The sequence below is a fragment of the Syntrophotaleaceae bacterium genome (genome assembly GCA_041390365.1).
In the GTDB taxonomy this organism is placed as follows: domain Bacteria; phylum Desulfobacterota; class Desulfuromonadia; order Desulfuromonadales; family Syntrophotaleaceae; genus JAWKQB01.
The window spans coordinates 625,045-647,968 of the sequence record JAWKQB010000002.1 but is presented as its reverse complement, the minus strand read 5'-3'; the positions used below and the strand labels follow the sequence as shown (position 1 = coordinate 647,968).

Here is a 22,924-nt window from a genome sequence, read left to right as displayed (position 1 = left end):
AGAGGATTTGCGGGAGCGCAACCAAGAGTCAGCAAAAAAACAATTGATAACGTGAAATAATCTAATTTCATTGTGACACCCCTTGACGGTTTGGGGTAAGGGGACCTTTCCAGACCACTTTCATCTGATGAAGTGGTTCTTTTGCGCAGATAAGGGCATTTGGAAATGCTCCTGTCACAGTCCCCAGATAATCAAGGAGCCCTTGCGGCAGGAAGTCGACTGGCGGCCTTGATTGAGGACATCGGTTTAATTCCGGAAAGACTGATAGAATGGTTTGCAGGAAAAAAACAAGGACACTTGACGCAATAAAAGGAGAGACAAATGGAAAACCAAACCCGGCTCGACCGTTCCTTGAAAAGTGGACTGAATATCGAAACCTTCGAGAAGTTTAGCCGTTTCGCAAAAACGAATCCTGAGGCTGTACAATTCGAATTTGAAGCGACCGGTGCTAGCGAGGGCCGCGTAGTGCATACCACGGCTAAAACAGGGCCCTACACGCTCGGTGGGCAACGGATAGACAGGGCGGCCCGTGAATACGTTTACCACATTGGTGCTCACAAGGAGGTAGAGGAGGCTCTGGGCTTCACGGCCCCAACAGACCGGCCTGAACCAACAGAAATTGTGCTCGCGGCATTGACAGGATGTTTGAATGCCGCAGTCTCTGCCAGCGCTCTGAAACGTGGGCTCTGCTTACATCATCAGGAAGTTCGTGTCCGCATCTCATGGAATCCGTATGTTTTTCTGCACCTGCAAAATCCCGAAGCCAACGGAAAACTCCAGGACCAGTTTGGAAAAATGGAAGTGGAACTGATTATCGAAGGCGAGAATGTCACCCAAGAAGACATTTCCTATTTGGAAGAATCGATGAAAAGATCAGCGGTCTACAACCTGATCTGCTTGCCACATGCGTGTTCGCAAGTAGTTTCTACCTCCTCGATTTCAAAAAACAGGAGACATTGAGAAGCAGAAGCAACGGACCGCAACTGACTTCAATGGCATCGAAAACCAATTCCTTGAAGGATTCCTTCCCGCGGTGGAAAGATAACAAGCTGCACTTGCGAAAGGCCCGCCTTAATCGGCAAGGCTTTCCTAGGCACCGGGGATGTTAAGGTTCGGGTTTATTCTTCCCTTCTGACCTGGCCAGTAATCTGGGACAACTTTCAAGCCCCCTCTTGCCCCAAGTGCGAAAGCGGCACAATCTCGAAACCGGAACTCAGTTCGTCGTTATCGGAGAGGATGACGTCGTCATCCTGAAGGTGATCTCACCACCATCCCTAAAGGAGTTTGATGCCCTTATTGTTAAGGCCCGGCGTGACGCCAAGGCGGCCGGCCTCAAGCAGGCTGAAACCGGGGAGACGATCGCCAAGGCGCGAGGGCGCAAGTGAAAATCGTCCGGCCTGCCGCACTGTATTTCTTCCTTCTTGACAGAGATGCCCCGAATGGCTACCATCAACTTAGCTAAACTTAGCTAAAAAGGGGATGCCATGAAAGTGAACATGCATGAAGCGAAAAGCAATCTATCGGCTTTGGCAGAAAAAGTTTGGGAAGGGGAAACCGTCATCATTGCTAAAGCCGGGAAACCCTATCTTGACCTTCTACCCCACAAAGAAGGACGGTTTCAGCGTAAACCTGGGCGTTTCAAAGGGATGATTCGTATTTCGGATGACTTTGACCAGACGCCTGAGGAAGTTGTTGATGCGTTTGAAGGGAAAAACTGATGCAGCGCTTCCTGCTCGATACCCATGTTTTTCTCTGGTGGCTCAACGATTCGCCAGAACTAGGTGCACGGTGCAAGGAGCTTATTTCCGATCAGAGAAACGAGGTTTTTGTCAGCGCCGCGACAACATGGGAAATTTCGATTAAAAAAGCTCTTGGAAAACTGGATGCCCCGGAGGACATGGACTCCATTGTCGAAGATGAGGGTTTCAGCAAGCTTCCGATCAGTCTTTACCATGGGCAATTAGCTGGAAGTCTTCCCGCACACCATCGCGATCCGTTTGATCGAATGCTGGTAGCTCAGGCTCAGGCAGAAGGCCTTATTCTGATGACTTCTGATGAAAATATAGGCCTCTACAATGTTCGCAGTCGGAATCCAGAAGAGTGAGGTGTGCCACCCCCTCAAGACCGAAATTGCTTCTGTTATGGGTCGACGACATAAAACCCCAGAACCCATTGCGGAATCTGGGGCTTTTTATTTTATCAAAACATGAATGGAACCCCTTGATGTAAATGTGGCAGGCTTTTCTCCTATAGCGCTGTCCGACAGACACGAAGATCCACCTTTTTCGCCAGCCGGGTTTTCTTGTAGGCCAGAAAAGTTAGGAAAGTTAGGAAAGTTAGGAAAGTTAGGAAAGTTAGGAAAGTTAGGAAAGTTAGGAAAGCTAGGAAAGTTAGGAAAGCTAGGAAAGTGAAAGTTAGGAAAGTTAGGGATTGTTGGAAATCCATCGCCCGACGTATTCTATTTCTCAGAACAATGCGGAACGATTTCTCGGACAGTAGAAAAACTTGGCAAGTGATTTAGGAGATTGTCCCATAACTTACATAACTTACCAACGTCCCCTGACCTGTCTTCGCAATAGAGGACACGAGAAATTCCCTAAGCCGCCATTTTGAAATGCTCCTGTTCAAAACGCTCAGGAGACAGATACCCAATGGCGGAGTGCCGCCTTTTGCGGTTGTAGAATCCTTCGATGTAACGAAATATTCGGCTTTGTGCTTGTTGCCGGGTCAAGAAAGAAACGTGATGGATCAGCTCTCTTTTCAAAGTTCCGAAAAAAGATTCCGTGATTGCGTTGTCATAGCAACACCCCGTGGCGCTCATACTCTGCAACCCTCCGGCGCCCTTGACCAGCGCCCGGAACCTCTTACTGCAATACTGCGAGCCGCGGTCCGTATGAAAGACAAATCCCGGCCGGGGCCGCCGTCTCACCAGGGCATTTTTAAAGGCCGCAATCACCAAATCATCCGTCATGCGCCGGTTCATACTCCAGCCCACAATCCGGCGAGAGAAGACCTCCAGAACCACCGCCAGATACATCCACCCTTCGTTTGTCCAGATGTACGTGATGTCTCCGGTCCAGAGCCGATCAGGACCATCGGCACAGAACTCACGTTGCACCAGATTCGGTGCTACCGGCCGCTTATGATCGGAATTGGTCGTGACCTTGAACCGCCGGGTGGTCTTCACTTGCAGAGCGTTTTCCCGCATCAGGCGCCAGACACGATTCTTGCCTACGGGAGTCCCTTGATCCCGCAGTTCCTGAACGATCCTACCGGCACCATAGGTCTGGTCACTCTCTTCAAAGGCCGTTTTGATGCTGGTCAGCAACACCTGATCTTCACGCGGTCGCTGGGTTTCCCCGCGCTTCAGATGCGCGTAATACCAACTCCGAGTCACCCCAAGAACTCGGCACATCTCCTCCACTCCGAATTCGGAGCGGTGCTCGGTTATGAACCCGAATATCGATTTGGGTCCGTTGAGAAGATGGCCACTGCTTTTTTTAAAATGTCGCGTTCGCGCCGAAGCTGCTCATTCTCTTTGCGCAGCCGTTTCAGCGCCGCTTCCGGTGATTCTGGATCAAGTTGCCCGTTAAAGGCGGCATCCTGGTGGTCATGGTGCTTCTGCACCCAGCCTTTTAGAACGCCGTGGGTGATCCCAAGGTTCCTCTCGACCTCGCGAACCCGAAGGCCCTCTTCAACAACCAGACGGACTGCTTCCCGCTTGAACTCTGGATCGTACTGTCGCTTCGCTTGCATGAACACACCTCCAAGTCTCGTTAGGATACACGGTGTGTCCTCAAAAGCGAAGATAGCTCACCCTTGGGGGCTCCAGGTGAATGGCCCTTTTTCGCAGGAAATCCATCGCCCGACGTATTCTATTTCTCAGAACAATGCGGAACGATTTCTCGGACAGTAGAAAAACTTGGCAAGTGATTTAGAAGATTGTCCCATAACTTACATAACTTACCAACGTCCCCTTGGGGGCTCATGTCAGGACTCCCACAGATTCCACCCCAAAGGATTTCAAGGAGCATATCGCGAACCAGGATATGCAGGATTCGGTGGCAACTTGTTCCGTGAGTAGTTTCACAGAAACTGAGCTGACTCATCAGACATATTGCATTTCTGGCTGCTGATGTCTCCGCACGACTTACAACATCGCCTTCCTTTTCCAGAAAACTAGCCATCAACTACACACTTCTGCAACTATTCAATTTTAAAGATGAAGTGCCGTAAATAGTAGGTTAATCAACAAAAAATAATATTATAATTGCGATTTTTCGGAAACTTCTCGCCGCCTCAATCGAATATATAGAGTGCTGTAAATACTTTTTCGATGAGGGAATCATGCAAAAAAACCTGAAAGAGTCGCCCCACCCGGAAATACCAGCAGGGTATCGTTGCCCGCTTTGCCCGAGCCATATCGACGAAAGTTTTGTTTGGGATGACTTGGCAGAGACCCATGTTTGCCTTGGATGCGTACATGAAATCAACAACGGCTTCGATTTCCCGGAGCAACCGACCTTCGATGAATACAACTGCGCCGATACCATTGAACGCCTCTTGATTCTGCTTGGAATTAGCTATGAGGAGGCCAAGGGGCGTTATAGGGAGTTGAACAGGGGATAAAACGAATGCGACGTGATCTGTCGCATATTGCTGGTATATATAGGCCAGCCTGGGAAAGAGTTGCCCATGACGTTGTCAGAAACCAGCCATTACCTCTACGCCGATGTCAAACAGTGGCGCTGGGCCTGCGATTGTCCCTGTCCGGGTGCCGCTGACGAGGGACCTGCCCGGATGCTGCAGCTATCCGGGATCACCAACTCACTTTTCGCCGACTTTGTGGCCCCCTTGCCCCTTGAGTTGACCCTCCTTGGTGACGAATTTCAAGCTGACGACGAGATTGCTAACCCATGGCAACTCAGCTTGATTGACGATTTGGAGGATCTCGGCATTCCCACGCTACTGGCAGGTTTGCTAATACTGCCTAAGGCAATCTGGTCAGACTTGAAGGAAAGTCTTTTTCTCGCAGCCGGCAAACCGGGATGTGACGTTCAGATGCGGTTGGAAACGAGGGAGTTTCTGGGAAAACCTTCCGTAGATGGCCCGAAACGGAGCTTTGCGGTCACCGCCTTTGGGTTTGACTTGCGGCATCAGAAGGAAAAATCATGAAACTTACCGTTCACCGCGGAACCCGGGAAATCGGTGGCACCTGCATCCAGATCGCATCGGGAAACCGTTCCATTCTGCTCGATGCCGGCTCCCCGCTGGACGACAGCCCTAGCCATATCGATCTGACGAACCTCGATTTCAGCGACGTTTTTATCAGCCATCCCCACCAGGATCATTTCGGCTTGATCGAGAATCTTCCCCCTGACAAGACCGTGCATATCGGTGAGACAGCCAGCCAGCTCATTGCCACTACCCGTCTCTTTCTCGGCAAGCCGTTCCTGAACCACACCTTGAGCCCCTTGCGCAACCGTGAATGGGTCGAGTTGAGTCCGGACTTTCGGATCAGGCCCTACCTGATGGACCACTCCTGCGTCGATGCCTTTGGCCTTTTGGTCGAAGCCGAAGGAAGGCGAATCTATTATAGCGGCGATTTTCGAGCGCACGGCCGGCGGAAAAAAGCTTTCGACTGGTTTCTCGCCGACCCGCCACGCGACATCGATCTGCTCCTCATGGAAGGGACGATGATGGGGCGCGACAACGATGCCTACCCGACTGAAGACGCGGTCGAGAAGGGGATGCTGGAGGCTCTGCGCGAGTTCGAGGGCCAGGCCTGCTTTCTGATCTGCTCGGGGCAGCATATCGACCGCCTCTGTGCTGCCTTCTCGGCCTGTCTAAAAGCCAATCGCGTGTTCGTGACCGACATCTACACAGCCTACATCCTGCGCACTGTTGCTGACCGATTCCCTTCCATTCCGGACATTGGCACCTCCAGGAACATCAGAGTTCTGACCAAGGGAATTACCGCCGGGGCGCATTACCAGAAGCTCGCAGAAAACCGGAATTTTTTCGGCGCTTTTGTGCGGGACATTTTTCGATCGGACACCATGATCCCCACCGCCGAAATCGTTGCGCAGCCTTCCCGCTATTTCCTCAAAATCAGCTACTTTGCGGATCTTTTGGACAAGCTGGAGCATTGCGGAGTGGTCTACTCGATGTGGTCGGGGTATCTGAAGGAGCCCAAATATCAAAGCATCAAGCAGCATCCGAAAGTGGAATTCCGTGAAATCCATACCAGCGGGCACGCGGTGCGTGGTGACCTGGAAGGGTTGGTCGCGGCGTTACAGCCGAAGCGACTCGTGCCCATACATACGGAAAATGGAGATTCTTATCGAGACCTGTTTCGGGAGATCGTTGTCGTTCTTCAGGATGGGGAGACCCTGGAGGTCTGAGAGGCAAAAATGGTGCGATTGGATCTAGAAACGCTTCGGACGACGCTTGCCGAAGGTACTACTGCGGAAAAGCGAGAATTGCTGGAAATGTGGTATCAGGATATGGACGACTGGGATATTTTTCCGGTTAGATCCGTTCTGCCCGCTTTAGGCGACACAGATGCAAAGGTACGGGCATTGGCCATCAAGATTCTGATCAATCGGTCACTTTACGACGATCTTGAGCGCAAGGAACTGCTTGCCACATGGAGAATGATTGCCGACCCGGACAGCAAGGTCCGCAGCACCTTGATCGAGGAGATTCAAACAACGCAATGCGGCTTCCTTTATCGGGATGATCTGGAAGAACTGCTGCCGCTGCTGCGGCACCGGAACAGCGGAATCAGGAATTCGGCAATACATCTCTTTTTGCAGATCCCGCATTATTTTGACGATGAACTCTGTCTGGGGATCGCCGAATCCGCGATCCGGGAAAACCATGCCATTCAGGAGACAACCATTGAATTCCTGGAGTGCCTAGGTCAAGGTTCTTTGATGGGAGGCGGCCAGGGCTATGACTCCGGATGCTAAGGTCGGCATGTTCTGGTGCGTCGGGGAGACGGTTGTCGCTGAGGCGGTGCCGCTCTCCGAGGCCGAACCGTACGGCGACGCCCTTCAATATGGCGGCCATTACGATTTCTGGCTCCACTTGAAACCGCAAACTGATGCGGAACGCTTGCTCAAGGGCCACGCCTACGACTACTACCCGCGCGGAAGAGTGGTTTATTTTCTGACGAAACGACAATTTCGACTGTATATGGATGGTTGCTTAACTGCCGGAAACAGGCAGGCTATCATCGAGTACTTCGGCCTTGCCGGCGTCCCCATAGAATTGAAGAGAGACGAGCATTACCAATGTGCTAGATGCAACCGAGATTATTTGGAGTAAACACCTTAGAATTCACAGGAGGGAGAGATGGCAGAAGACACTATGAAATATTTTAGAATGGCTAAAGAACTGAACGAGGAATGTAAAGATCGGCTTAACGCAAATAAACTCCACTTCAGGGGGAATGTCGGCTCGTTTTCATTGATCAGTCTTGCCAAAGATACCCCAGAGCAGGGAAAAGGCGGCTTTACTAGCAAAGAACAAGGAAGGCGATTTTTGCACGAGAAAATCGACCCGCTGCTGTCGGACAAAAAAGAGAAAATTGAAGCGGGGGGCTCTAGGAAGACGAGAGAAAAGGAATTGCAAGCATGGATTATTGATTATGCCATCAACCACAAACACCAGCTTCCATTTTTTGATGGATTGACTTTTCTAACTTCAGAACTGGCCTTTCAGGAGCGGGGAAAGATCGTCAATGATATTCTTGCCATCGATTATGCAGGGCGTCTTGTTGTCATCGAACTCAAGTCCTCGCGTCATAAGAAAACCCTTGAGGGGCAGGTCGAGGCTTTTTGTGAGGTAATTGAAAGCAAACAGCATTTTTTCAACCAACTAGTTTCTCTTCTTGCGCCGGAAAAGGTTTGGAACGGGCAGGTGCGCAAGATGATTGTTTGGCCAGATGTGAATGGAATAACAAGAAAAGACTGGCACGGGGGGATTGAAGAGGTCCGGTACAAAGAGAAGCAGGGTCCAAACGGTCTCGAAATTGATTATAACGACAGAGGAGAAATCGTATTTTCATCTTGATGTTGTAACCTGAACCAATGGCTCGACCCCGTTGTGCAGGCAGAGTCTGATCAGTGGCACCCGCCCTCCACATTTAGCCGGAGGCACCCCCAGGTCTTCCAGCTCCGATCTCGCGTATGTGATGGCTACTATCGATGTCAAAGAGCAAAAGTTGAAACTCTTCCTGGACAAGGGCTGAATGGCACCTAAGTTAGGAATCTTCTCTACAAAGAAAAGATCTTCGGTCATTCTGCTAGGGTTTCAGCAGGGGAAGAGAATTGCCCCGACCTGCTCAACGCGACCCTGTTCAGCGATAGGTGCAAAGAGCTGATTGTCGACTTCTTTGATCTCGATGGCTGCGAAGTGAAATGGAAGAGGGATATGCATTACACGACCAGCCCCGAAGCCCTTGCTGCGATTTTTGATGATGAAAGTGTTATGCGTTGAGATTTTTTCTGGATACAGAGTTCACCTGTCTCGTACGTCCGCAATTAATCAGCATCGGCATGGTGTCTGAAGATGGCCAGGAGTTTTATCGTGAGTTGAAAGACACCTGGACCTTGGCAGGTTGCAGTCTATTCGTGCTGGGGTGGGTCCTGCCGTGGCTGTCAAAAGGGAAGGCTGGCAACGTGCTATATGGGAGGTTGCAGAGCACCCTTGATTTGATTCGACATGAGACGGCTTCCGGCTGTAGGCAGTTGTCGGAGCAGAAGGAAGCGATGCTCAATCAGCATCTTGAGGCCGATTCTGCGTTGATGGATCATCTCAGATTCTTGTCAGGTCAGGACATCTCCGGTCTCTATGTAAGAGAAGATCCCTATCTGGCCAAGCCGCTAAAAGGGCTACGGCCCGAGTCAATACTGACTGGGGAGCAGGCGCAGTCGCGAAATCAGGTTGCTTCTGACCTGACCGCTTGGCTGGATGGTTTTGCTGGGGATATCACTATCTGTGTGGATTCATTTTATGACAAGGATATGTTTCATACGCTGATTGATCGACGGTTAAGGTTTAAACGTGTTCCAGACTTAGCCGACCACAGTGGAGGTCTTCAATTGCACCATGCGCTTGATGATGCGCGGGCATTGCGAATTGGTTGCCTGGCTGAACTCATGTAATATTTTTTTGCAAGAACCCATATTGGGAAGCTTGGCGGATGTACTGCGGAAGGCTCTTTCTGATCACGCGGACAAAATAAAGCTCGCCTTTATCCTCCGTGTGGATCCTGCCGGCAGGTCATGCAGGAATTTGGCAGTGACATGATAGTCATTTTTAAATTTGAAGGTCAAATTACCTCGATGCTCTTATCTGAACTGCCGCCCAAAGGGTTCTTCAAAGGTATGTGATGAGAATGCAGCGTCGAAAATCGAAGTGGGACTTTCTTAAATTGCACCATTTCCAAGTTATTCGAAAGGCCCACTCGGATTTCCGAAGTGGGCCCTTCCTATATGTTGTTCCAGAATATAATCCTATTCCACTTATGGATTTATCAGACAGGGGGCAGATGCCAAGGGAATGGCAAGAGCTCGATCGCCAAGTAGCTTCACTCCTCCTCATCCCGCAGGGCCAAACTCTCTTTGTAGACCTCGCTGCCGGACAGACCATGTTCTCTGGCTACCTGCTTGACGATCTCCCGCATCGGCAGAACGGTCTCTTGCCGTAAACGGCGCAACGCTTCGAGGACGGTCTCTTCCGGCGGCTTTTCAGCAGCCGGCCCGATCAGCAGAACGATCTCGCCTTTGACCTTGTCCCGAAAATGTTCGCAGGCTTCGGCCGCCGTTCCGCGAAACAGTTCTTCGTGAACCTTGGTCAACTCCCGTACTACGGCGACCGGTCGGTCTTGGCCGAGTTCTTCTGCGAGATCGCGAAGGGTTGCTGCCAGCCGGTGAGGCGCTTCGTAAAAAACCGTGGTCCGGCTTTCTGAAATCAATGACGCCAGCGCCTTGCGTCGGGCGCCCGCCTTGGCCGGTAGAAAACCCTCGAAAGCGAAACGCTCCGTCGGCAGGCCGGCCATGGAGAGGGCGGCGATCAGAGCCGATGGACCGGGGACGGCTGAGACGGGGATCCCTTCTTCCAGACAGCGCCGCACCAGATCGAACCCTGGATCGGAAATGGCCGGGGTACCGGCATCGGAGATCAGGGCCACGGAACGGCCGTCGAGCAGGGTTCGAACCAGGGTTTCCCCTTTGGCGGCTTCATTATGCTGAAAATAGCTGGTCAGCGGCGTCTTGATGCCGTAATGGGAAAACAGCTTGCGGCTGTGCCGGGTATCCTCTGCGGCAACCAGGTCCACTTCCCGCAGAATACGCAGGGCGCGAAAGGTCAGGTCTTCGAGATTGCCGATGGGAGTGGCGACGAGATACAGAGTGCCGGGTCGCCCGGCACCTTCACGACCGTCCTTCAAGGTTCTCCGCCTCCAGTTCGTCCAGTTCCTTCAGCCACAGCGCCACGCCCGCATCGCTCGGCATGCGCCAGTCGCCCCTGGGGGTAAGCACCACACTGCCGACCTTGGGGCCGTCGGGCAGACAGGATCTCTTGAACTGCTGCATGAAGAAGCGGCGGTAAAAGATTTTGAGCCATTTGATGAGGATGTCGTCAGCAAAGCTGCCGGCGAAGGCATGACGGGCCAGGAAAAAGATCTTGCGCGGACCGAACTGCAGCCGCACACAGTGGAAAAGGAAAAAATCGTGCAGCAGGTAGGGCCCCACCTTGTCCTCGGTGCGCTGCTTGATCTCGCCGTTTTCATGGGGCGGCAGCAGTTCGGGGGAGACCGGCGTGTCGCAGACATCGAACAGGATTTCGGCCGCCTCCCCGGTGAATTCGGCTTCGGCACACCAGGCCACCAGGTAGCGGACCAGGGTCTTGGGTACACCGGAATTGACACCGTACATGGACATGTGGTCGGCATTGTAGGTGCACCAGCCGAGAGCCAGTTCGGACAGGTCGCCGGTGCCGATCAGCAGCCCGCCGACCTGGTTGGCGACGTTCATCAAAATCTGGGTCCGCTCCCGGGCCTGAGCATTTTCATAGGTAACATCGTGAACCTGCTCGTCGTGGCCGATATCGGCAAAGTGTTGACGCACCGCGGCATCGATGGAAATCACCCGCAGGCTCACACCGAGATGCTCGGCCAGGCGCTCGGCGTTGGAACGGGTGCGGGAGGTGGTGCCGAAACCGGGCATGGTGATGGCTTCGATACCCGAGCGGTCATAGCCGAGTTTGTCGAAGGCTTTGACCGTCACCAGCAGGGCCAGGGTTGAATCGAGTCCCCCGGAGATGCCGAGGACCGCGCGACGGGTTCCGACATGGCGCAGGCGCTTGGCCAGGCCGGTGGTCTGGATGGAAAAGATTTCGTGGCAGCGATGGGCCCGCTCCTCCTCGGCAGGAGGCACGAAGGGGGTGGTGGGGACGAAACGGCGCAGGGTGGCGCTGGTGACTTCGGGCAGGGGAAAATCGATCAGCCGGTAGGCCTTTTCACCTCCCGAAGCACCGAAACTGTTGTTTTTGTGCCGCTCGTTGATCAGCCGCTCGATGTCGATATCGGCATAGATAAACTGAGTGCCGAACTCGAAACGTCTGGTTTCGGCCATAAGAGCACCATTTTCGGCAATCAGTGAATGGCCCGAATAGACCAGGTCGGTGCTGGATTCGCCTGGACCGGCGGAAGCGTAGAGGTAGGCCGCCAGGCAGCGGCCCGACTGATTCCGCACCAGTTCCCGGCGATATTCCATCTTGCCCAGAATTTCGGGGCTGGCGGAAGGGTTGAGCAGAACGGTGGCGCCCCGTCCGGCCATGCGGCCGCTGGGCGGGTCGGCCACCCAGAGATCCTCGCAGATTTCGATGCCGAAGATGCAGTCCGGAAGCTCCTCGGCGCGAAACAGCAGATCCTCGCCGAAGGGGATTTTTGTTCCATCCCATTCGACATGGTCGGCGGTGCGGTCCAGACCCGAGGAGAACCATCGCTCTTCGTAAAACTCGTTGGTATTGGGGAGAAAAATCTTCGGGACGATGCCGAGAATACTTCCGCAGGAGATGAAGACCGCGCAATTGAACAGTCTTCCTCCCTGGGCGACGGGGGCTCCGACCACCAGCGTCACCTGCCGCATGCCGCTGAATTCGGCCAGGTCGAGCAATGCCCTGCGCGCCCGGGAAATCAGCAGCGACTGAAAAAACAGATCGCCGCAGGTATAGGCGGTGACGCACAGTTCGGGGAACAGGAAAAAACGGCAGTTGTCGTTCTCTTCCACCACCTGCCGGATCCGGTCGCAGTTGAAATCGATATCAGCAACCCTATGCTCGGGGGTGACCACGCCGATCCGGACAAACCCGTGAGATGACAACCTGCTCTGCATGCTCTTTATCCTCCAGGGACTCTTGATAATCAGGTAAGACCTGAAATCACAACCCGATCTCGCGCCCGTTCGCTTGGCTCACTCAAGGCCGCAAAGGGCGCCAAGGAAACCTTAAATTCGGATTTCTCGTTTTCTTTGCGACCTTTGCGTCCTTTGCGCGAGTCTGCCTTTTTATTCCTAAAAACTTGCGATAATAAGCTGGTGTATTCAACCATCCGCCCCGAAGGCATCCGCTATATGTTCGATCCTCGCCTCGTCCCCGATGCAGCGGATGGCGATCACGTCGAATCGCGGCTGCAGATCCCGCAGGCGGCGCTCGTTGAGATACCAGCTGGCGGCCCGCAGAATCTGACGCTGTTTGAAGGCTCCCACCGCTTCCTGCGGGGCGCCGAAAGCGCTGCCTCGACGGGTTTTCACCTCGATGAAAACCAGAGTCTTCCGGTGACGGGCAATGATGTCGATCTCGCCGACAGGGGTCCGCAGGTTGCGATCGACAATTTTCAGTCCCTGGCTGCGCAGAAACCGGACCGCCTGCTCCTCTCCCCACTTCCCCAGGGTCTGTCGCTCTTCGGTCAAGGGCCCTCCGGGTTCTCGTTCATCAAATCCGTCCCTGTCAAGGTTTCAATTTATACCCCCTGGCCGGAAAAGCTGTCAATTTTTTTCACTTTTTCGAAAAAACCGCCCTCAGTATCTGGTAAACAGGAAGATGAAGAGACCAAAACGACGGACAAAAAGGAGACCAACATGACCGGAACGATACTGATCAGCGGCGCCAACCGGGGCATCGGCCTGGCATTGGCGCGGCGGTATGCCGCGGAGGGGTGGCGGGTGCTGGCCTGTTGCCGAAACCCGGAGGAAGCGGAAAAATTGCAAAAGATGAGCGCCGAATCTTCCGGGGGTTTGACGGTTCACGCCCTGGATGTCGCAAACGAGCAGGGGATTCGGAGCCTTGCAGAGGAACTGAAGGGTGAAACCATCGACATCCTTTTCAACAACGCCGGCATAAATGGTGGTGACCGTCAATCCTTCGGGGGTGTGGACACCGAAGCCTGGCTGCAAACCTTCAGGGTCAATACCATCGCGCCCCTGAAAATGGCTGAAGCCTTCGTCGAACACGTCGCCCGGAGCAGACGCGGGGTCATCGCGATCATGGGCAGCGTCATGGGCAGCATGGAGGAAAACACCTCGGGAGGTCAGTACATCTATCGCAGTTCGAAATCGGCCGTGCACATGGTCGGCCGCAGCCTGGCCCTGGATCTCCGTTCACGGGGGATCATCACGGTGCTGCTCCACCCCGGCTGGGTGGCTACCGACATGGGCGGAGCATCGGCCCCGGTCTCTCCCGACGAAAGCGCCGCCGGCCTGCAGCGGGTTCTCGAAAAACTGGGTCCGGAGGACAACGGCAGATTTTTTGATTTCGCCGGGAAGGTGCGACCCTGGTGAAAATATGGGGGACACCCCGATGCCGATACCGATTAAATTAGGGGCGGGAGGTACTCCCTCACCCCGCTGAAGGTGGTGCGATGGATGGGGCAGGGACCCAGCTCGGCAATGGCCTGGAAGTGCTGTTTACAGCAGTAGCCTTTATGTCCGGCGAAACCGTACCCGGGGTAACGACGATCGAAAAACGTCATCAACCGGTCGCGAACCACTTTGGCCAGGATGGAAGCGGCGGCGATGGACAGGGAGAGATGATCTCCTTTTTTTAGGGTTTTCTGAGGCAGAGGCAGGGGGATCGGAGTAATTCCGTCGATCAGCAGGTAGTCGGGGCGCGTCCGCATCCGATCAATGGCGCGGCCCATGGCCAGAAGCGTGGCCTGCAGAATATTGATCCGGTCGATCTCGGCGGGCGAAGCCACGCCGATGCCGAAGGCGTACGCCTGGCGCCGAATTTCCGGGTAGAGCTCTTCCCGAACCTTTTCTGAAAGTTTTTTCGAATCGTCCAGACCTGGAAGATCGAATCCTTCCGGCAGGATGACGGCCGCAGCCACGACCGGACCGGCCAGGGGACCACGACCCGCCTCATCAACACCGGCGATGTATCGGTAGCCCTGACCTTTCAGGCGGGTTTCAAAAAACAGGGGGTGCTGTTCCTGCTCGGGGAAAAGGTCCAGGGTCACGATGAAGCCCCTCCCAAATTTGATGCATTTGCAAAAACTTGTAGGATGGCTAAGCAAAAATTTCGTCCTACAAGGCTTGGTGGTTTTTCAGGGGCGAAGGCATACATCAGGTATGTCGAGGTCCTGAAAAAACGCCGTAACGCCGTAGGACGGAGTTTTTGCGACGCCATCAAATTTCAAACGGCCCCGGCAGAAATGCCGGGGCCGTTTTTTGGCAATGAGGAAAACAGGGATCAGATGTTGCGCTTTTCGCGAATCCGGGCCGCCTTGCCCTGCAGTTTCCGCAGGTAGTAGAGCTTGGCCCGGCGGACCTGGCCGACCTGCAGCACCTCGATCTTGTCGATAGAGGGCGAGTGCAGGGGGAAAACACGCTCGACGCCGACGCCGCCGGAAATCTTGCGCACCGTGAAGGTGGAGCCAAGGCCATTGTTCATCCGCTTGATGCAGACACCCTGAAAGACCTGGATACGCTGTTTGTCCCCTTCGACGATTTTGACGTGCACCTTCAGGGTATCCCCGGCCTTGAACATGGGGATGTTCTTTTTGATCTGTTCCATTTCCAGACGGTCAATGACGTTCATATCTTCCTCCTCTTACCGAGACGTTTCGGGTTCGGTTTTAGTCGTTATCGCTCCGGCCGGCCCAACAGCCGATCGAGAATGATGGCAGCCGCGGCGCGAACCGGTAAATGATTGTATTCGCCTGTCCCGGCCACGGGCTCCAGAACGGTCCAGCCGCGCTCGAAGAGTTCCGGGGCCAAACCCCAGCCGGTGCCGAACACCAGCAGGATATCCCTTGCGGCGGCGATTTGCCGGCAGTCGCGCCAGGAAATACCGTCGCTCCGGGCGGCGCTGGTCAGAATCGGCATGACCGGCCGGCCGGTCAAAGCCTCCCAGTCCTTCAAAGCATCTTCCAGTGTGGCTACGGTAACCGCCAGACTGAAAGCCTCGGCCCGATCCGGATTGTAGCCGGCACCGTGACCTTCCCGCCAATGACCGATGATGCGCTCCACCAGCCGCTGCTGTTCCTCGAGCGGCGTAACTAGGTAAAAGCGTTTGACCCCGTAGGTCCTGGCGGTGCGGGCCAGATCATGAATGTCCAGATTGGTCACCGCCGTGGTGACCAGATCTCCCCGCCGGTCGACGACAGGATGGTGCACCAGCGCCAGGGCAACGGACTGCATTACTGACCCTCTTCCCGTTTTACGCCCTCCAGCAGGGCCAGATCTTCTTCACTCAGCCGCGCCTCTTCCAGCAGATCGGGCCGCCGCTGCAGCGTCCGACGGAGCTGCTCGCGGCGCCGCCAGCGAGCGATCGCGGCATGATTGCCGGAGAGCAGGACCTCGGGAACTTTCATCCCCTGAAATTCGGCCGGCCGGGTGTAGTGGGGATACTCCAGCAACCCGTCGGAGAAGGAATCGCTTTCGGCGCTGCCGCTGGAGCCGAGCACCCCGGGAACCAGCCGGGCAATGGCATCGATCATCACCATGGCCGCGAGCTCGCCGCCGGTCAGAATAAAATCCCCGAGGGAAAACTCCTCGTCGGCCATGGGGCGAATCCGCTCGTCGAAACCTTCATACCGTCCGCAGACGAAAATCAAACGGTCTTGTGCAGCCAGTCGGGCCGCATCCCGTTGGCGAAAAGGCTGCCCCTGAGGGGTCATGAGCAGCACTCTTGCCGGCGGAGAAAGCTTTTTCAGTTCGGCCAGAGCCCTGGCCACCGGTTCCGGTTTGAGCACCATGCCGTCACCGCCGCCGTAGGGCGTATCGTCGGTCACCCGATGCCGCCCTTCGGCCCAGTCCCGCAGATTATGGGCATTTATCCGGATCAGACCCCTGTCCGTCGCCTTGCCGAGGATACTGTCGGCGAAAGGGGACAGGCACAGACCGGGGAACAGGGTCAATAGATCAAAGATCATCGTTTTTCGGAACCAGCCCCTCGGGTAGATCGAACAGGATCCGTCCCTGTTCCTCATCGACCTCCACAATAAACTGCGGCACGGCGGGGATCATGACCTCGCCGTAGGGGCCCTGAACGACATAAATGTCATGGGCACCCGTCTGGAACAGGTCCTCCAGAACGCCCAGCTCCCCCAGCTGCCGGTCAATTGCGGTCAAACCCTGCAGCTGGAACCAGAACCGCTTTCCGTCGACCGGTGCGGGCAGATCTTCGCGATATGCCAGAACTTCGGCTCCGTTCAGCCATTCGGCTTCTTCAACCGTTTCGAACTCGGCCAGCCGCAAGAGGATGAGGTTTCCCTTGTGAACCGTCGACCGCCGCACTCCGCAAACCGCATCCGGTTTGCTGCCCTGGCGGAGGAGGACGCGCTTGACGTCCAGCAGCAGGTTGAAATCCGGAGAGAGGGCGCGCACTTTGAGATCGCCGCGCAAACCGTGGGTACCGATCACCACGCCGAGAAGCACAGGCTCGACACCGTTTCTGTTCATCACTCCGAAATCAATCGCCTCATTCCATGATCTGCAGCGTGGCCCGCTTGGATTCACGGGTGGCCTTGGCATTGAGGAGGGTACGCATGGCCTTGGCCGTCCGCCCCTGCTTGCCTATGATCCGGCCCATGTCCTCGGGTGCCGCCGCAAGTTTCAGAAGGATCCCTCCATCCTCCCCTTCTTCCTCACTAACGGTTACCGCTTCGGGATTTTCTACCAGGGACTTGGCAATGAATTCGATGAGTTCTTTCATAGATCATTCCTTTTCCTGTGGTCTGAAATGCTCCCGCCACGGCTGCCAAATTGTCGCAACCTCATCCCGAAAACACGTTTTCGCCCCGGCTGCAAAACAGGATATCTATGAGGATTCCATGTTCCCTGCCAGGGCAAAAATTAAATGTTTCAGGATAAGGCGCGGTTCCATTCCGTCAGGAACGGAATCCGCCGGGCTTTTCAGCCCTGCTTGAACTTGGCCCAGACACCGCTGCTGCGCAGCAGGCGACGGACAGTTTCCGTCGGCTGCGCGCCCTTCTGCAGCCAGTCGATCGCCCGGTCTTCACTCAAGGTGAGCATCGGCGGGTTCTGACGGGGATCGTACTGCCCGAGGTTTTCAATAAAACGACCGTCGCGCGGGAAACGCTCGTCCGCTACCACAACCTGGTAGAAAGGCTTCTTCTTGGCGCCACCGCGGGCAAGTCTGATCTTTACTGCCATTTGCTGTTCCTCCTGGATGTTTCTCAACGGCTAACCCGTTGTCGATGTCGATATCTTATTTGCTTAGAGAACCTATTGCCACAAAAAAAATGCTGATACCGCTCAGCTCCATCAGCTGACGAATCAGAAGGGCCTTTTCCCTCCGGGTCCCAACAGGTTCTTCATTCCCTTGGGGCCCATTTTCTGCATTTTCTTCATCATCTTCTGGGCCTCGGTGAAGCGCTTCATGAGCTGATTGACATCCTGCACCGTCGTTCCGCTGCCCTTGGCGATCCGCAGTCTGCGGGAGCCGTTGAGGATTCTCTGGTCCCGTCGCTCGCGCGGCGTCATCGAATTGATGATCGCCTCGATCTTCTTCATCTCCTTGTCCGGAAGCTGCATGTCGCCCATCTGCTTCATGGCCTTGCCGGCTCCCGGTATCAGCTTGAGAATCGATTCGAGATTACCCATCTTCTTGATGGTCTGCAACTGGTCGCGGAACGTTTCGAGAGTGAAACCCTCCTGCCGCAGCTGCTGTTCCATGCGCACGGCGTCTTCCTGTTCGATGGCCGCTTCGGCCTTTTCGATCAGGGACAGCACGTCACCCATGCCGAGGATGCGCTGGGCCATCCGGTCCGGATGGAAGATTTCCAGGGCATCGAGCTTTTCGCCCATGCCGACCAGCTTGATCGGCTTGCCGGTTACGGCCCGGATCGACAGAGCCGCACCGCCCCTGGCGTCGCCGTCGAGCTTGGTCAGGATGACGCCGGTAAGCGAAAGTTTCTGGTCGAAGCTCTCGGCCACGTTGACCGCATCCTGGCCGGTCATGGCGTCGGCCACCAGCAGGATTTCCCGCGGCTGCAGCGAGGACTTGATGCGCACCAGCTCGTCCATCAGCTCCTGGTCGATGTGCAGGCGACCGGCGGTATCGAGAATCAGGGTATCGTATCCGTTCAGCTCGGCGTAGCGGCGGGCCTCCTCGCACAGCAGCACAGGATCCTTGCCGGGCTGGGAATCGAACACCGCGATACCCAGCTGAAGCCCCAGAGTTTTGAGCTGATCGATGGCGGCCGGACGGTAAATGTCGGCCGGCACCAGCAGTGGGTTGCGCTTGCGGCGCCGCAACTGCAGGGCCAGTTTGGCGCAGGAGGTGGTTTTGCCGGCGCCCTGCAGGCCGCACAGCATCACCGGTACCGGCGGGCGGGCGGCCAGATCGAGGCTGTTGTCCTCCCCTTCTCCCATCAACCGGCCCAGTTCGTCGCGCACCACCTTGATGACCTGCTGGGCAGGATTGAGGCTTTTGAGAACCTCCTGGCCGACGGCGCGCTCCCGTACCGAGGCAACGAAGTCCTTGACCACTTTAAAATTGACATCCGCCTCAAGAAGCACCAGACGGACCTCCCGCATGGTCTCCTTGATATTCTCCTCGGTCAACCGCCCGTGTCCGCGCAGTTTCTTGAAAACCGAATCGAGTTTTTCGGACAGATTATCGAACATGGCTCCTCGTCAGGGCGCACTTCTACCCCTGGATTGCGTAAAAGCGAACTATATTGAAGCCCCGCTGCCTTGTCAAGGAAAAAGCCCGAAGAAACCTTTGCGGAAAAAGGCGGCGCCATTGGGTGATTGACAGCCGATGGAAGAGGCCTTTAGACTGTCACCGCCGGCGATCAGTGACACCGGCTCAACCGGAGAAGCCTGCAAACATGAGTGAGCCAAAAGACAGCAACCGCAAGGTCGACAACCTCGGCACCGTGATCAACCGTTTTTTAGAAAAACGGGGACTGAACGAGCGGATGCGCCGCTATCGCGCCTGGCAGCTGTGGGAAAAGGTGGTCGGTCCGCAGATTGCTGCTCGGGCACGGCCGGCGCGGATGCGGGAGGATGTTCTCGAGGTCTGGGTCGACCACGGCGTCTGGATGCAGCAGCTGCAGTTGCTGAAGCCGAAACTGATCGCCCGGCTGAACGCCGCCCTCGGCGAACCGCTGATCCGCGATCTCTATCTGCGCCAGGGCGGCCCCCGGGCAAATCACGCAAATGTTGCGCCCAAACCTGCCGAACTCGGCTGGCAAAAAGCCGATCTCTCGGTTGAAGAGGAGTCCCGCATCGAGCAGACCGTTGCAAATCTGGCTGATGTCGAACTGCGGGACAGGCTGCGGGAACTGCTCAGGCGTCAGGCGAAGCTGGCCAAGACCCGGGAAAAAACAGGAAAAAAAGGGACAGCAGGGACTTCAGGAACGTAATTTCACCGACCGTAAATGGCTTTTATTTCGAGCGAGTAATCCTCCCCTTCATAAACGTACAGAGGCGGCTCCACCTTCAGGCCGGGGCCGCTTCCCTTTCGCCCTTCCACCAGAACCATGCGCGCCTCTTCCCCAAATCTGGAGTGGATGCATCGCAGCCGCTTGGGTTCGAGGGCGCCCTGGCGCATGATCGCCAGCAGCTCCGCCATCCGCTCCGCCAGATAGACCAGGAAAAAACGTCCGCCGGTCGGCAGCAGCCACGCCGCCGCATCGACAAAGTCGATCAGGCCGCCCTGCACTTCATGCCGCGCCAGAGCCCGTTCCGAATGAGGGGACATGCGGCCGGTTGCCGGCCGCCGGTAGGGGGGATTGGCCAGTACCGCCCGGCAGCTTTCCGCCGGCAGTGCTTCCCGGATTCGGCGCAGGTCGACCTCGAGAATGGTCACCCGCTCCCGCAACCCGTTCAGTTCCACATTGCGACGGGCCCGGTCGGCCAGGTCCGGCTGAACTTCAATGCCGAGGATGGTTGCGGCGGGGTTTGCACCGGCCAGAAGCAGCGGAATCACGCCGCTGCCGGTACCAAGATCGCAGATCTTGTCCGTGGAGCCGATTGCGGCGAAGGCGCAGAGGAGGACCGGGTCCAGGGAGAAGCGATACCCGTCCCGCTTCTGAATGATACGCCATCCCCCCGGCAGCAGCTCGTCCAGAGTCTCCCCAGGCCGTATCAATCCGTTTTCACCGGTCATGATTTCGCCTCAGCCGGCGTAGCTGTGCAAACTCTGAATCATTGGCAGCAGATTGACGCCGAGGTAGCAGAAGAGGGTGGCGGCAAAACCGAAGATCGACAACCAGGCCGCCCGCCGTCCGGTCCAGCCCCGGGTCAGGCGGGCATGCAGAAAGGCCGCGTAGATGAACCAGACGATCAGACTCCAGGTTTCCTTCGGGTCCCAGCTCCAGTAGGTGCCCCAGGCATAGTTGGCCCAGGCGGCACCTGTGACGATACCGAGGGTCAGGAAGGGAAATCCAATCATGATCGCCCGGTAGTTGAGGTCATCGAGGACCTCAGCTGAGGGAAAAAGACTGGTTTCCTCTTTGCCTTTATCGTCGGCACCCGACCTGACCAGATACATCACGGAGACCGCGAAGGCTACGGCAAAACCGGCGTACCCGAGAAAACAGGTCACGACGTGGTAGGTCAGCCAGTTGCTCTGCAGAGCCGGCAGCAGAGGTTCAATAGCGGCGTTCCCGCGAAACTGGGCCCAGCACATGGCGAGCAGCGCCATGGGAACCACGAAAACGCCGATGACCCGTTTGCGGTACTTGAAATCGATACCCAGGAAAATAAGAATGATCGTCCAGGCGAAGAAAACCACGGACTCGTAGAGATTGGTCATGGGAGCGCGCCCGATATTTCCCGGCAGACGATAGGATTCGATCCAGCGCAGCGTGATCGCTGCCGTATGGAGTACGAAACCTGCCCAGACTGCACCGAGACCGACTCTGCCGATCCAGGAACGCTTGGAGGCCCAAAAGACCACCAGCAATACCATAGCTCCGAAATAGGCAGCCGTGGCCAGGTTGAAAAGCTGTGCACTGCTCATCCCTTTTTCTCCTGTAAAACACCTTCTACTTTTTCCTTCAACTTCTCTTCCAGATCCCGGCCGAGGCGTTCGAACTTTTTTGCCAGGGCCGGCTGATTGCGGTGAGCACCCGCTCCCACCCGGGCCTCGGTTCCCTTCGGAGTCGGTCGAAGAACCAGCCAGAGCCGCTGGTGGGATAAAAAGAAGGCACTCAGAGACCCGATCACCAGAAACAGGCAGCCGGCCCATACCACCGGCACTCCCGGGTCCCGCTTAACCTGCAGTCCGGTATAGTGCCGTTCCTCCATATCCAGCAGGCGGAACCGGTACGGAGCACTGTCGTCCATGACCGGTCCGATCCCCGTTTCGGGAGCGACTGCCCCGTAAACCTCGCCTCCGGCAGCCCTGACCGCCAAAATGGCAGCGGGCCCCTGGTCCCGATAGGCGGGATAAAAGTCGATAACCTGAATCGCATCGCCGTTGGGGAGAGGCATAACCTGTCCCGGGTACCCGGTTACGGTCGATTCCTCGCCGGTTTTCACGGAAATGACCCCGAAGTTGAACAGGGCGGTCCTGCCCCAACTGCTCTGGTAGAAGCTCAGACCGTTGTATTGCAGGGGATGATTGACACGCACCGGTACCCGGCTCAAACCGGGCACCTCCCTGCCATCCTTGAGGACGGTCAGCAGACTCCGATATTCTTTCGGGCGGGTTTGCTCCTCGTCATAGAAGGTAACGGAGAAGGCGTCGCAGCGGAGTTTGAAACCGAGGGACAGCAACTCGTTTCCCTGCGGGCCCGGCACCTTTTCCAGCGATTCTCCCTCAACAAGGGTGACAAAGGATTTGAATCCCCAAAGGGAACCGATGAGGGCACCGAGGAGAATAAGCAGGATCGACAGATGGGTCACATAGACGCTGAAGCGGGCATAAACGCGGCGCTGAGCGAAGAGGGACACGACACCGTTCTTTTCCGTTGCCCGGCATCGGCCGAAATGGCGACTTATCACCTTTTCCAGGCTGGCTCTCGCTTCCTGAGGGGACAAGGATGTCTGGAAAGTTCTGCTGTACGGCAGGGAGTTCAGCAGGGCATCTTCGGCAAAAAGCGGCGGTCGGGTGACGCTCCGCCAGAGCCCGGGCAGGCGACGCAGGGAGCAGGCGGTCAGATTCAGGGCGAAGATACCAAGCAGGCCGATGAACCACCAGGAGTGGTAAACATCGTATAACTGCAGCGCCTGGAAGAGTTTGAAGCCCACCTCGCCGTACTGCTGCCGATACTGCTCCGCAGGAAGATTTTGCGGCAGCAGGGTACCGACGACGGAAGCGGCGGCGAGCAGCAGCAGGATAACGACAGTCAGCTTAAGGGAGCAGAAAAAATCCTTTAAATCCTTGAACAGGTTGTGCTTTTCAACAGGCATTGCCACTCCGCAGGAAAAAGCGG

Annotated in this window: 29 protein-coding genes; 13 read left to right on the top strand and 16 right to left on the bottom strand. The window is 55.8% G+C overall.

Annotated features, from left to right (window positions below; genetic code table 11):
- Positions 1-321: 321 nt before the first annotated feature.
- From R2940_10265 to R2940_10250, 4 genes are all read left to right on the top strand, one after another.
- Positions 322-960: an OsmC family protein gene (locus R2940_10265; protein MEZ4600156.1), complete on the top strand. Its 639-nt coding sequence runs from the start codon at positions 322-324 to the stop codon at positions 958-960.
- 212 nt (positions 961-1,172) lie between these two features.
- Entirely contained in the window at positions 1,173-1,385 is a 213-nt protein-coding gene (locus R2940_10260) for a hypothetical protein (protein ID MEZ4600155.1), read from the top strand.
- A 99-nt stretch (positions 1,386-1,484) separates the two neighbouring features.
- Entirely contained in the window at positions 1,485-1,718 is a 234-nt protein-coding gene (locus tag R2940_10255; protein ID MEZ4600154.1) for a hypothetical protein, read from the top strand.
- A complete protein-coding gene (locus R2940_10250) occupies positions 1,718-2,104 on the top strand; it encodes a type II toxin-antitoxin system VapC family toxin (protein MEZ4600153.1) in 387 nt (128 codons plus the stop codon). The genes R2940_10255 and R2940_10250 overlap by 1 nt, the downstream gene beginning before the upstream one ends.
- 492 nt (positions 2,105-2,596) lie before the next feature.
- Here the strand turns inward: R2940_10250 and R2940_10245 are convergent, their stop codons facing one another.
- Both R2940_10245 and R2940_10240 read right to left on the bottom strand, forming a co-directional pair.
- Positions 2,597-3,451: an IS3 family transposase gene (locus R2940_10245; GenBank protein ID MEZ4600152.1), complete on the bottom strand. Its 855-nt coding sequence runs from the start codon at positions 3,449-3,451 to the stop codon at positions 2,597-2,599.
- The gene (locus R2940_10240) at positions 3,448-3,756 is read right to left on the bottom strand and encodes a transposase (GenBank protein MEZ4600151.1); all 309 of its coding nucleotides are present in this window, start codon (positions 3,754-3,756) and stop codon (positions 3,448-3,450) included. Before R2940_10240 ends, R2940_10245 begins: the two co-directional genes overlap by 4 nt.
- Before the next feature lie 591 nt (positions 3,757-4,347).
- Between R2940_10240 and R2940_10235 the strand changes: the two genes are divergently transcribed.
- The 7 genes from R2940_10235 (at position 4,348) to R2940_10205 (ending at position 9,173) form a co-directional block, all read left to right on the top strand.
- Positions 4,348-4,629 carry a hypothetical protein gene (locus R2940_10235; protein ID MEZ4600150.1) on the top strand — a complete coding sequence of 94 codons (282 nt, stop codon included), beginning with the start codon at positions 4,348-4,350 and terminating at the stop codon, positions 4,627-4,629.
- A gap of 66 nt (positions 4,630-4,695) precedes the next feature.
- Positions 4,696-5,175 (top strand): hypothetical protein, encoded by a 480-nt coding sequence (locus R2940_10230; protein MEZ4600149.1) that lies wholly within the window; start codon positions 4,696-4,698, stop codon positions 5,173-5,175.
- Positions 5,172-6,404, top strand: coding sequence for an MBL fold metallo-hydrolase (locus R2940_10225; GenBank protein ID MEZ4600148.1), 1,233 nt, complete (start codon positions 5,172-5,174; stop codon positions 6,402-6,404). The genes R2940_10230 and R2940_10225 overlap by 4 nt, the downstream gene beginning before the upstream one ends.
- A 9-nt stretch (positions 6,405-6,413) precedes the next feature.
- Entirely contained in the window at positions 6,414-6,974 is a 561-nt protein-coding gene (locus R2940_10220; GenBank protein ID MEZ4600147.1) for a hypothetical protein, read from the top strand.
- Positions 6,958-7,332: a hypothetical protein gene (locus tag R2940_10215; GenBank protein ID MEZ4600146.1), complete on the top strand. Its 375-nt coding sequence runs from the start codon at positions 6,958-6,960 to the stop codon at positions 7,330-7,332. Before R2940_10220 ends, R2940_10215 begins: the two co-directional genes overlap by 17 nt.
- A 27-nt stretch (positions 7,333-7,359) precedes the next feature.
- Positions 7,360-8,079, top strand: coding sequence for a hypothetical protein (locus R2940_10210; protein ID MEZ4600145.1), 720 nt, complete (start codon positions 7,360-7,362; stop codon positions 8,077-8,079).
- Positions 8,080-8,501: 422 nt separating this feature from the next.
- Entirely contained in the window at positions 8,502-9,173 is a 672-nt protein-coding gene (locus R2940_10205) for a 3'-5' exoribonuclease (protein ID MEZ4600144.1), read from the top strand.
- Between the two features lie 425 nt (positions 9,174-9,598).
- On the opposite strand, the gene rsmI is transcribed toward R2940_10205, so the two are convergent.
- From rsmI to R2940_10190, 3 genes are all read right to left on the bottom strand, one after another.
- On the bottom strand, positions 9,599-10,459 hold the full coding sequence (gene rsmI / locus R2940_10200; GenBank protein MEZ4600143.1) for a 16S rRNA (cytidine(1402)-2'-O)-methyltransferase: 861 nt from the start codon (positions 10,457-10,459) through the stop codon (positions 9,599-9,601).
- Positions 10,443-12,407: an NAD(+) synthase gene (locus tag R2940_10195; GenBank protein MEZ4600142.1), complete on the bottom strand. Its 1,965-nt coding sequence runs from the start codon at positions 12,405-12,407 to the stop codon at positions 10,443-10,445. The genes rsmI and R2940_10195 overlap by 17 nt, the downstream gene beginning before the upstream one ends.
- A gap of 207 nt (positions 12,408-12,614) precedes the next feature.
- Positions 12,615-12,983, bottom strand: coding sequence for a YraN family protein (locus tag R2940_10190; protein MEZ4600141.1), 369 nt, complete (start codon positions 12,981-12,983; stop codon positions 12,615-12,617).
- 168 nt (positions 12,984-13,151) lie between these two features.
- On the opposite strand from R2940_10190, the gene R2940_10185 reads away from it, so the two are divergent.
- Positions 13,152-13,850: an SDR family oxidoreductase gene (locus R2940_10185; GenBank protein MEZ4600140.1), complete on the top strand. Its 699-nt coding sequence runs from the start codon at positions 13,152-13,154 to the stop codon at positions 13,848-13,850.
- Positions 13,851-13,882: 32 nt separating this feature from the next.
- Here R2940_10185 and R2940_10180 read toward each other — a convergent pair whose 3' ends face one another.
- From R2940_10180 to ffh, 8 genes are all read right to left on the bottom strand, one after another.
- Positions 13,883-14,527, bottom strand: a complete 645-nt coding sequence (locus R2940_10180) for a ribonuclease HII (GenBank protein ID MEZ4600139.1) — start codon at positions 14,525-14,527, stop codon at positions 13,883-13,885.
- 233 nt (positions 14,528-14,760) lie between these two features.
- Positions 14,761-15,108 (bottom strand): 50S ribosomal protein L19, encoded by a 348-nt coding sequence (rplS, locus tag R2940_10175; GenBank protein MEZ4600138.1) that lies wholly within the window; start codon positions 15,106-15,108, stop codon positions 14,761-14,763.
- A gap of 44 nt (positions 15,109-15,152) precedes the next feature.
- Positions 15,153-15,710 carry an RNA methyltransferase gene (locus R2940_10170; protein ID MEZ4600137.1) on the bottom strand — a complete coding sequence of 186 codons (558 nt, stop codon included), beginning with the start codon at positions 15,708-15,710 and terminating at the stop codon, positions 15,153-15,155.
- On the bottom strand, positions 15,710-16,444 hold the full coding sequence (gene trmD / locus R2940_10165) for a tRNA (guanosine(37)-N1)-methyltransferase TrmD (GenBank protein MEZ4600136.1): 735 nt from the start codon (positions 16,442-16,444) through the stop codon (positions 15,710-15,712). The genes R2940_10170 and trmD overlap by 1 nt, the downstream gene beginning before the upstream one ends.
- Positions 16,434-16,973 (bottom strand): ribosome maturation factor RimM, encoded by a 540-nt coding sequence (rimM, locus tag R2940_10160; protein MEZ4600135.1) that lies wholly within the window; start codon positions 16,971-16,973, stop codon positions 16,434-16,436. Before rimM ends, trmD begins: the two co-directional genes overlap by 11 nt.
- 19 nt (positions 16,974-16,992) lie before the next feature.
- Positions 16,993-17,226: a KH domain-containing protein gene (locus R2940_10155; protein ID MEZ4600134.1), complete on the bottom strand. Its 234-nt coding sequence runs from the start codon at positions 17,224-17,226 to the stop codon at positions 16,993-16,995.
- 200 nt (positions 17,227-17,426) lie between these two features.
- On the bottom strand, positions 17,427-17,687 hold the full coding sequence (rpsP, locus tag R2940_10150; protein ID MEZ4600133.1) for a 30S ribosomal protein S16: 261 nt from the start codon (positions 17,685-17,687) through the stop codon (positions 17,427-17,429).
- Positions 17,688-17,810: 123 nt separating this feature from the next.
- Complete coding sequence (ffh, locus tag R2940_10145) at positions 17,811-19,163, bottom strand: signal recognition particle protein (protein ID MEZ4600132.1); 1,353 nt, start codon at positions 19,161-19,163, stop codon at positions 17,811-17,813.
- A 206-nt stretch (positions 19,164-19,369) separates the two neighbouring features.
- Here ffh and R2940_10140 point away from each other — a divergent pair, with 206 nt between their 5' ends.
- Complete coding sequence (locus R2940_10140; protein MEZ4600131.1) at positions 19,370-19,906, top strand: DUF721 domain-containing protein; 537 nt, start codon at positions 19,370-19,372, stop codon at positions 19,904-19,906.
- A 2-nt stretch (positions 19,907-19,908) separates the two neighbouring features.
- Here R2940_10140 and R2940_10135 read toward each other — a convergent pair whose 3' ends face one another.
- Genes R2940_10135 through R2940_10125 form a run of 3 tightly spaced genes read right to left on the bottom strand, consistent with a single transcriptional unit; the run spans position 19,909 to position 22,901 of the window.
- On the bottom strand, positions 19,909-20,652 hold the full coding sequence (locus tag R2940_10135) for a tRNA1(Val) (adenine(37)-N6)-methyltransferase (protein MEZ4600130.1): 744 nt from the start codon (positions 20,650-20,652) through the stop codon (positions 19,909-19,911).
- Between the two features lie 9 nt (positions 20,653-20,661).
- A complete protein-coding gene (gene ccsB / locus R2940_10130; protein ID MEZ4600129.1) occupies positions 20,662-21,507 on the bottom strand; it encodes a c-type cytochrome biogenesis protein CcsB in 846 nt (281 codons plus the stop codon).
- A complete protein-coding gene (locus R2940_10125) occupies positions 21,504-22,901 on the bottom strand; it encodes a cytochrome c biogenesis protein ResB (protein ID MEZ4600128.1) in 1,398 nt (465 codons plus the stop codon). Before R2940_10125 ends, ccsB begins: the two co-directional genes overlap by 4 nt.
- Positions 22,902-22,924 lie beyond the last annotated feature (23 nt).

What these genes read in the sequence shown, in the direction of transcription:
- R2940_10255 (MEZ4600154.1), top strand. Translation starts at nt 1,485, where the DNA reads ATGAAAGTGAACATGCATGAAGCGAAAAGCAATCTATCGGCTTTGGCA.
- R2940_10155 (MEZ4600134.1), bottom strand. Translation starts at nt 17,226, where the DNA reads ATGAAAGAACTCATCGAATTCATTGCCAAGTCCCTGGTAGAAAATCCC.
- R2940_10140 (MEZ4600131.1), top strand. Translation starts at nt 19,370, where the DNA reads ATGAGTGAGCCAAAAGACAGCAACCGCAAGGTCGACAACCTCGGCACC.
- R2940_10240 (MEZ4600151.1), bottom strand. Translation starts at nt 3,756, where the DNA reads ATGCAAGCGAAGCGACAGTACGATCCAGAGTTCAAGCGGGAAGCAGTC.
- rplS (MEZ4600138.1), bottom strand. Translation starts at nt 15,108, where the DNA reads ATGAACGTCATTGACCGTCTGGAAATGGAACAGATCAAAAAGAACATC.
- R2940_10210 (MEZ4600145.1), top strand. Translation starts at nt 7,360, where the DNA reads ATGGCAGAAGACACTATGAAATATTTTAGAATGGCTAAAGAACTGAAC.
- trmD (MEZ4600136.1), bottom strand. Translation starts at nt 16,444, where the DNA reads ATGATCTTTGATCTATTGACCCTGTTCCCCGGTCTGTGCCTGTCCCCT.
- R2940_10250 (MEZ4600153.1), top strand. Translation starts at nt 1,718, where the DNA reads ATGCAGCGCTTCCTGCTCGATACCCATGTTTTTCTCTGGTGGCTCAAC.
- R2940_10125 (MEZ4600128.1), bottom strand. Translation starts at nt 22,901, where the DNA reads ATGCCTGTTGAAAAGCACAACCTGTTCAAGGATTTAAAGGATTTTTTC.
- R2940_10215 (MEZ4600146.1), top strand. Translation starts at nt 6,958, where the DNA reads ATGACTCCGGATGCTAAGGTCGGCATGTTCTGGTGCGTCGGGGAGACG.
- R2940_10230 (MEZ4600149.1), top strand. Translation starts at nt 4,696, where the DNA reads ATGACGTTGTCAGAAACCAGCCATTACCTCTACGCCGATGTCAAACAG.
- R2940_10170 (MEZ4600137.1), bottom strand. Translation starts at nt 15,710, where the DNA reads ATGCAGTCCGTTGCCCTGGCGCTGGTGCACCATCCTGTCGTCGACCGG.
- R2940_10265 (MEZ4600156.1), top strand. Translation starts at nt 322, where the DNA reads ATGGAAAACCAAACCCGGCTCGACCGTTCCTTGAAAAGTGGACTGAAT.
- R2940_10225 (MEZ4600148.1), top strand. Translation starts at nt 5,172, where the DNA reads ATGAAACTTACCGTTCACCGCGGAACCCGGGAAATCGGTGGCACCTGC.
- R2940_10195 (MEZ4600142.1), bottom strand. Translation starts at nt 12,407, where the DNA reads ATGCAGAGCAGGTTGTCATCTCACGGGTTTGTCCGGATCGGCGTGGTC.
- R2940_10235 (MEZ4600150.1), top strand. Translation starts at nt 4,348, where the DNA reads ATGCAAAAAAACCTGAAAGAGTCGCCCCACCCGGAAATACCAGCAGGG.
- R2940_10185 (MEZ4600140.1), top strand. Translation starts at nt 13,152, where the DNA reads ATGACCGGAACGATACTGATCAGCGGCGCCAACCGGGGCATCGGCCTG.
- ccsB (MEZ4600129.1), bottom strand. Translation starts at nt 21,507, where the DNA reads ATGAGCAGTGCACAGCTTTTCAACCTGGCCACGGCTGCCTATTTCGGA.
- rimM (MEZ4600135.1), bottom strand. Translation starts at nt 16,973, where the DNA reads ATGAACAGAAACGGTGTCGAGCCTGTGCTTCTCGGCGTGGTGATCGGT.
- R2940_10135 (MEZ4600130.1), bottom strand. Translation starts at nt 20,652, where the DNA reads ATGACCGGTGAAAACGGATTGATACGGCCTGGGGAGACTCTGGACGAG.
- ffh (MEZ4600132.1), bottom strand. Translation starts at nt 19,163, where the DNA reads ATGTTCGATAATCTGTCCGAAAAACTCGATTCGGTTTTCAAGAAACTG.
- R2940_10220 (MEZ4600147.1), top strand. Translation starts at nt 6,414, where the DNA reads ATGGTGCGATTGGATCTAGAAACGCTTCGGACGACGCTTGCCGAAGGT.
- rpsP (MEZ4600133.1), bottom strand. Translation starts at nt 17,687, where the DNA reads ATGGCAGTAAAGATCAGACTTGCCCGCGGTGGCGCCAAGAAGAAGCCT.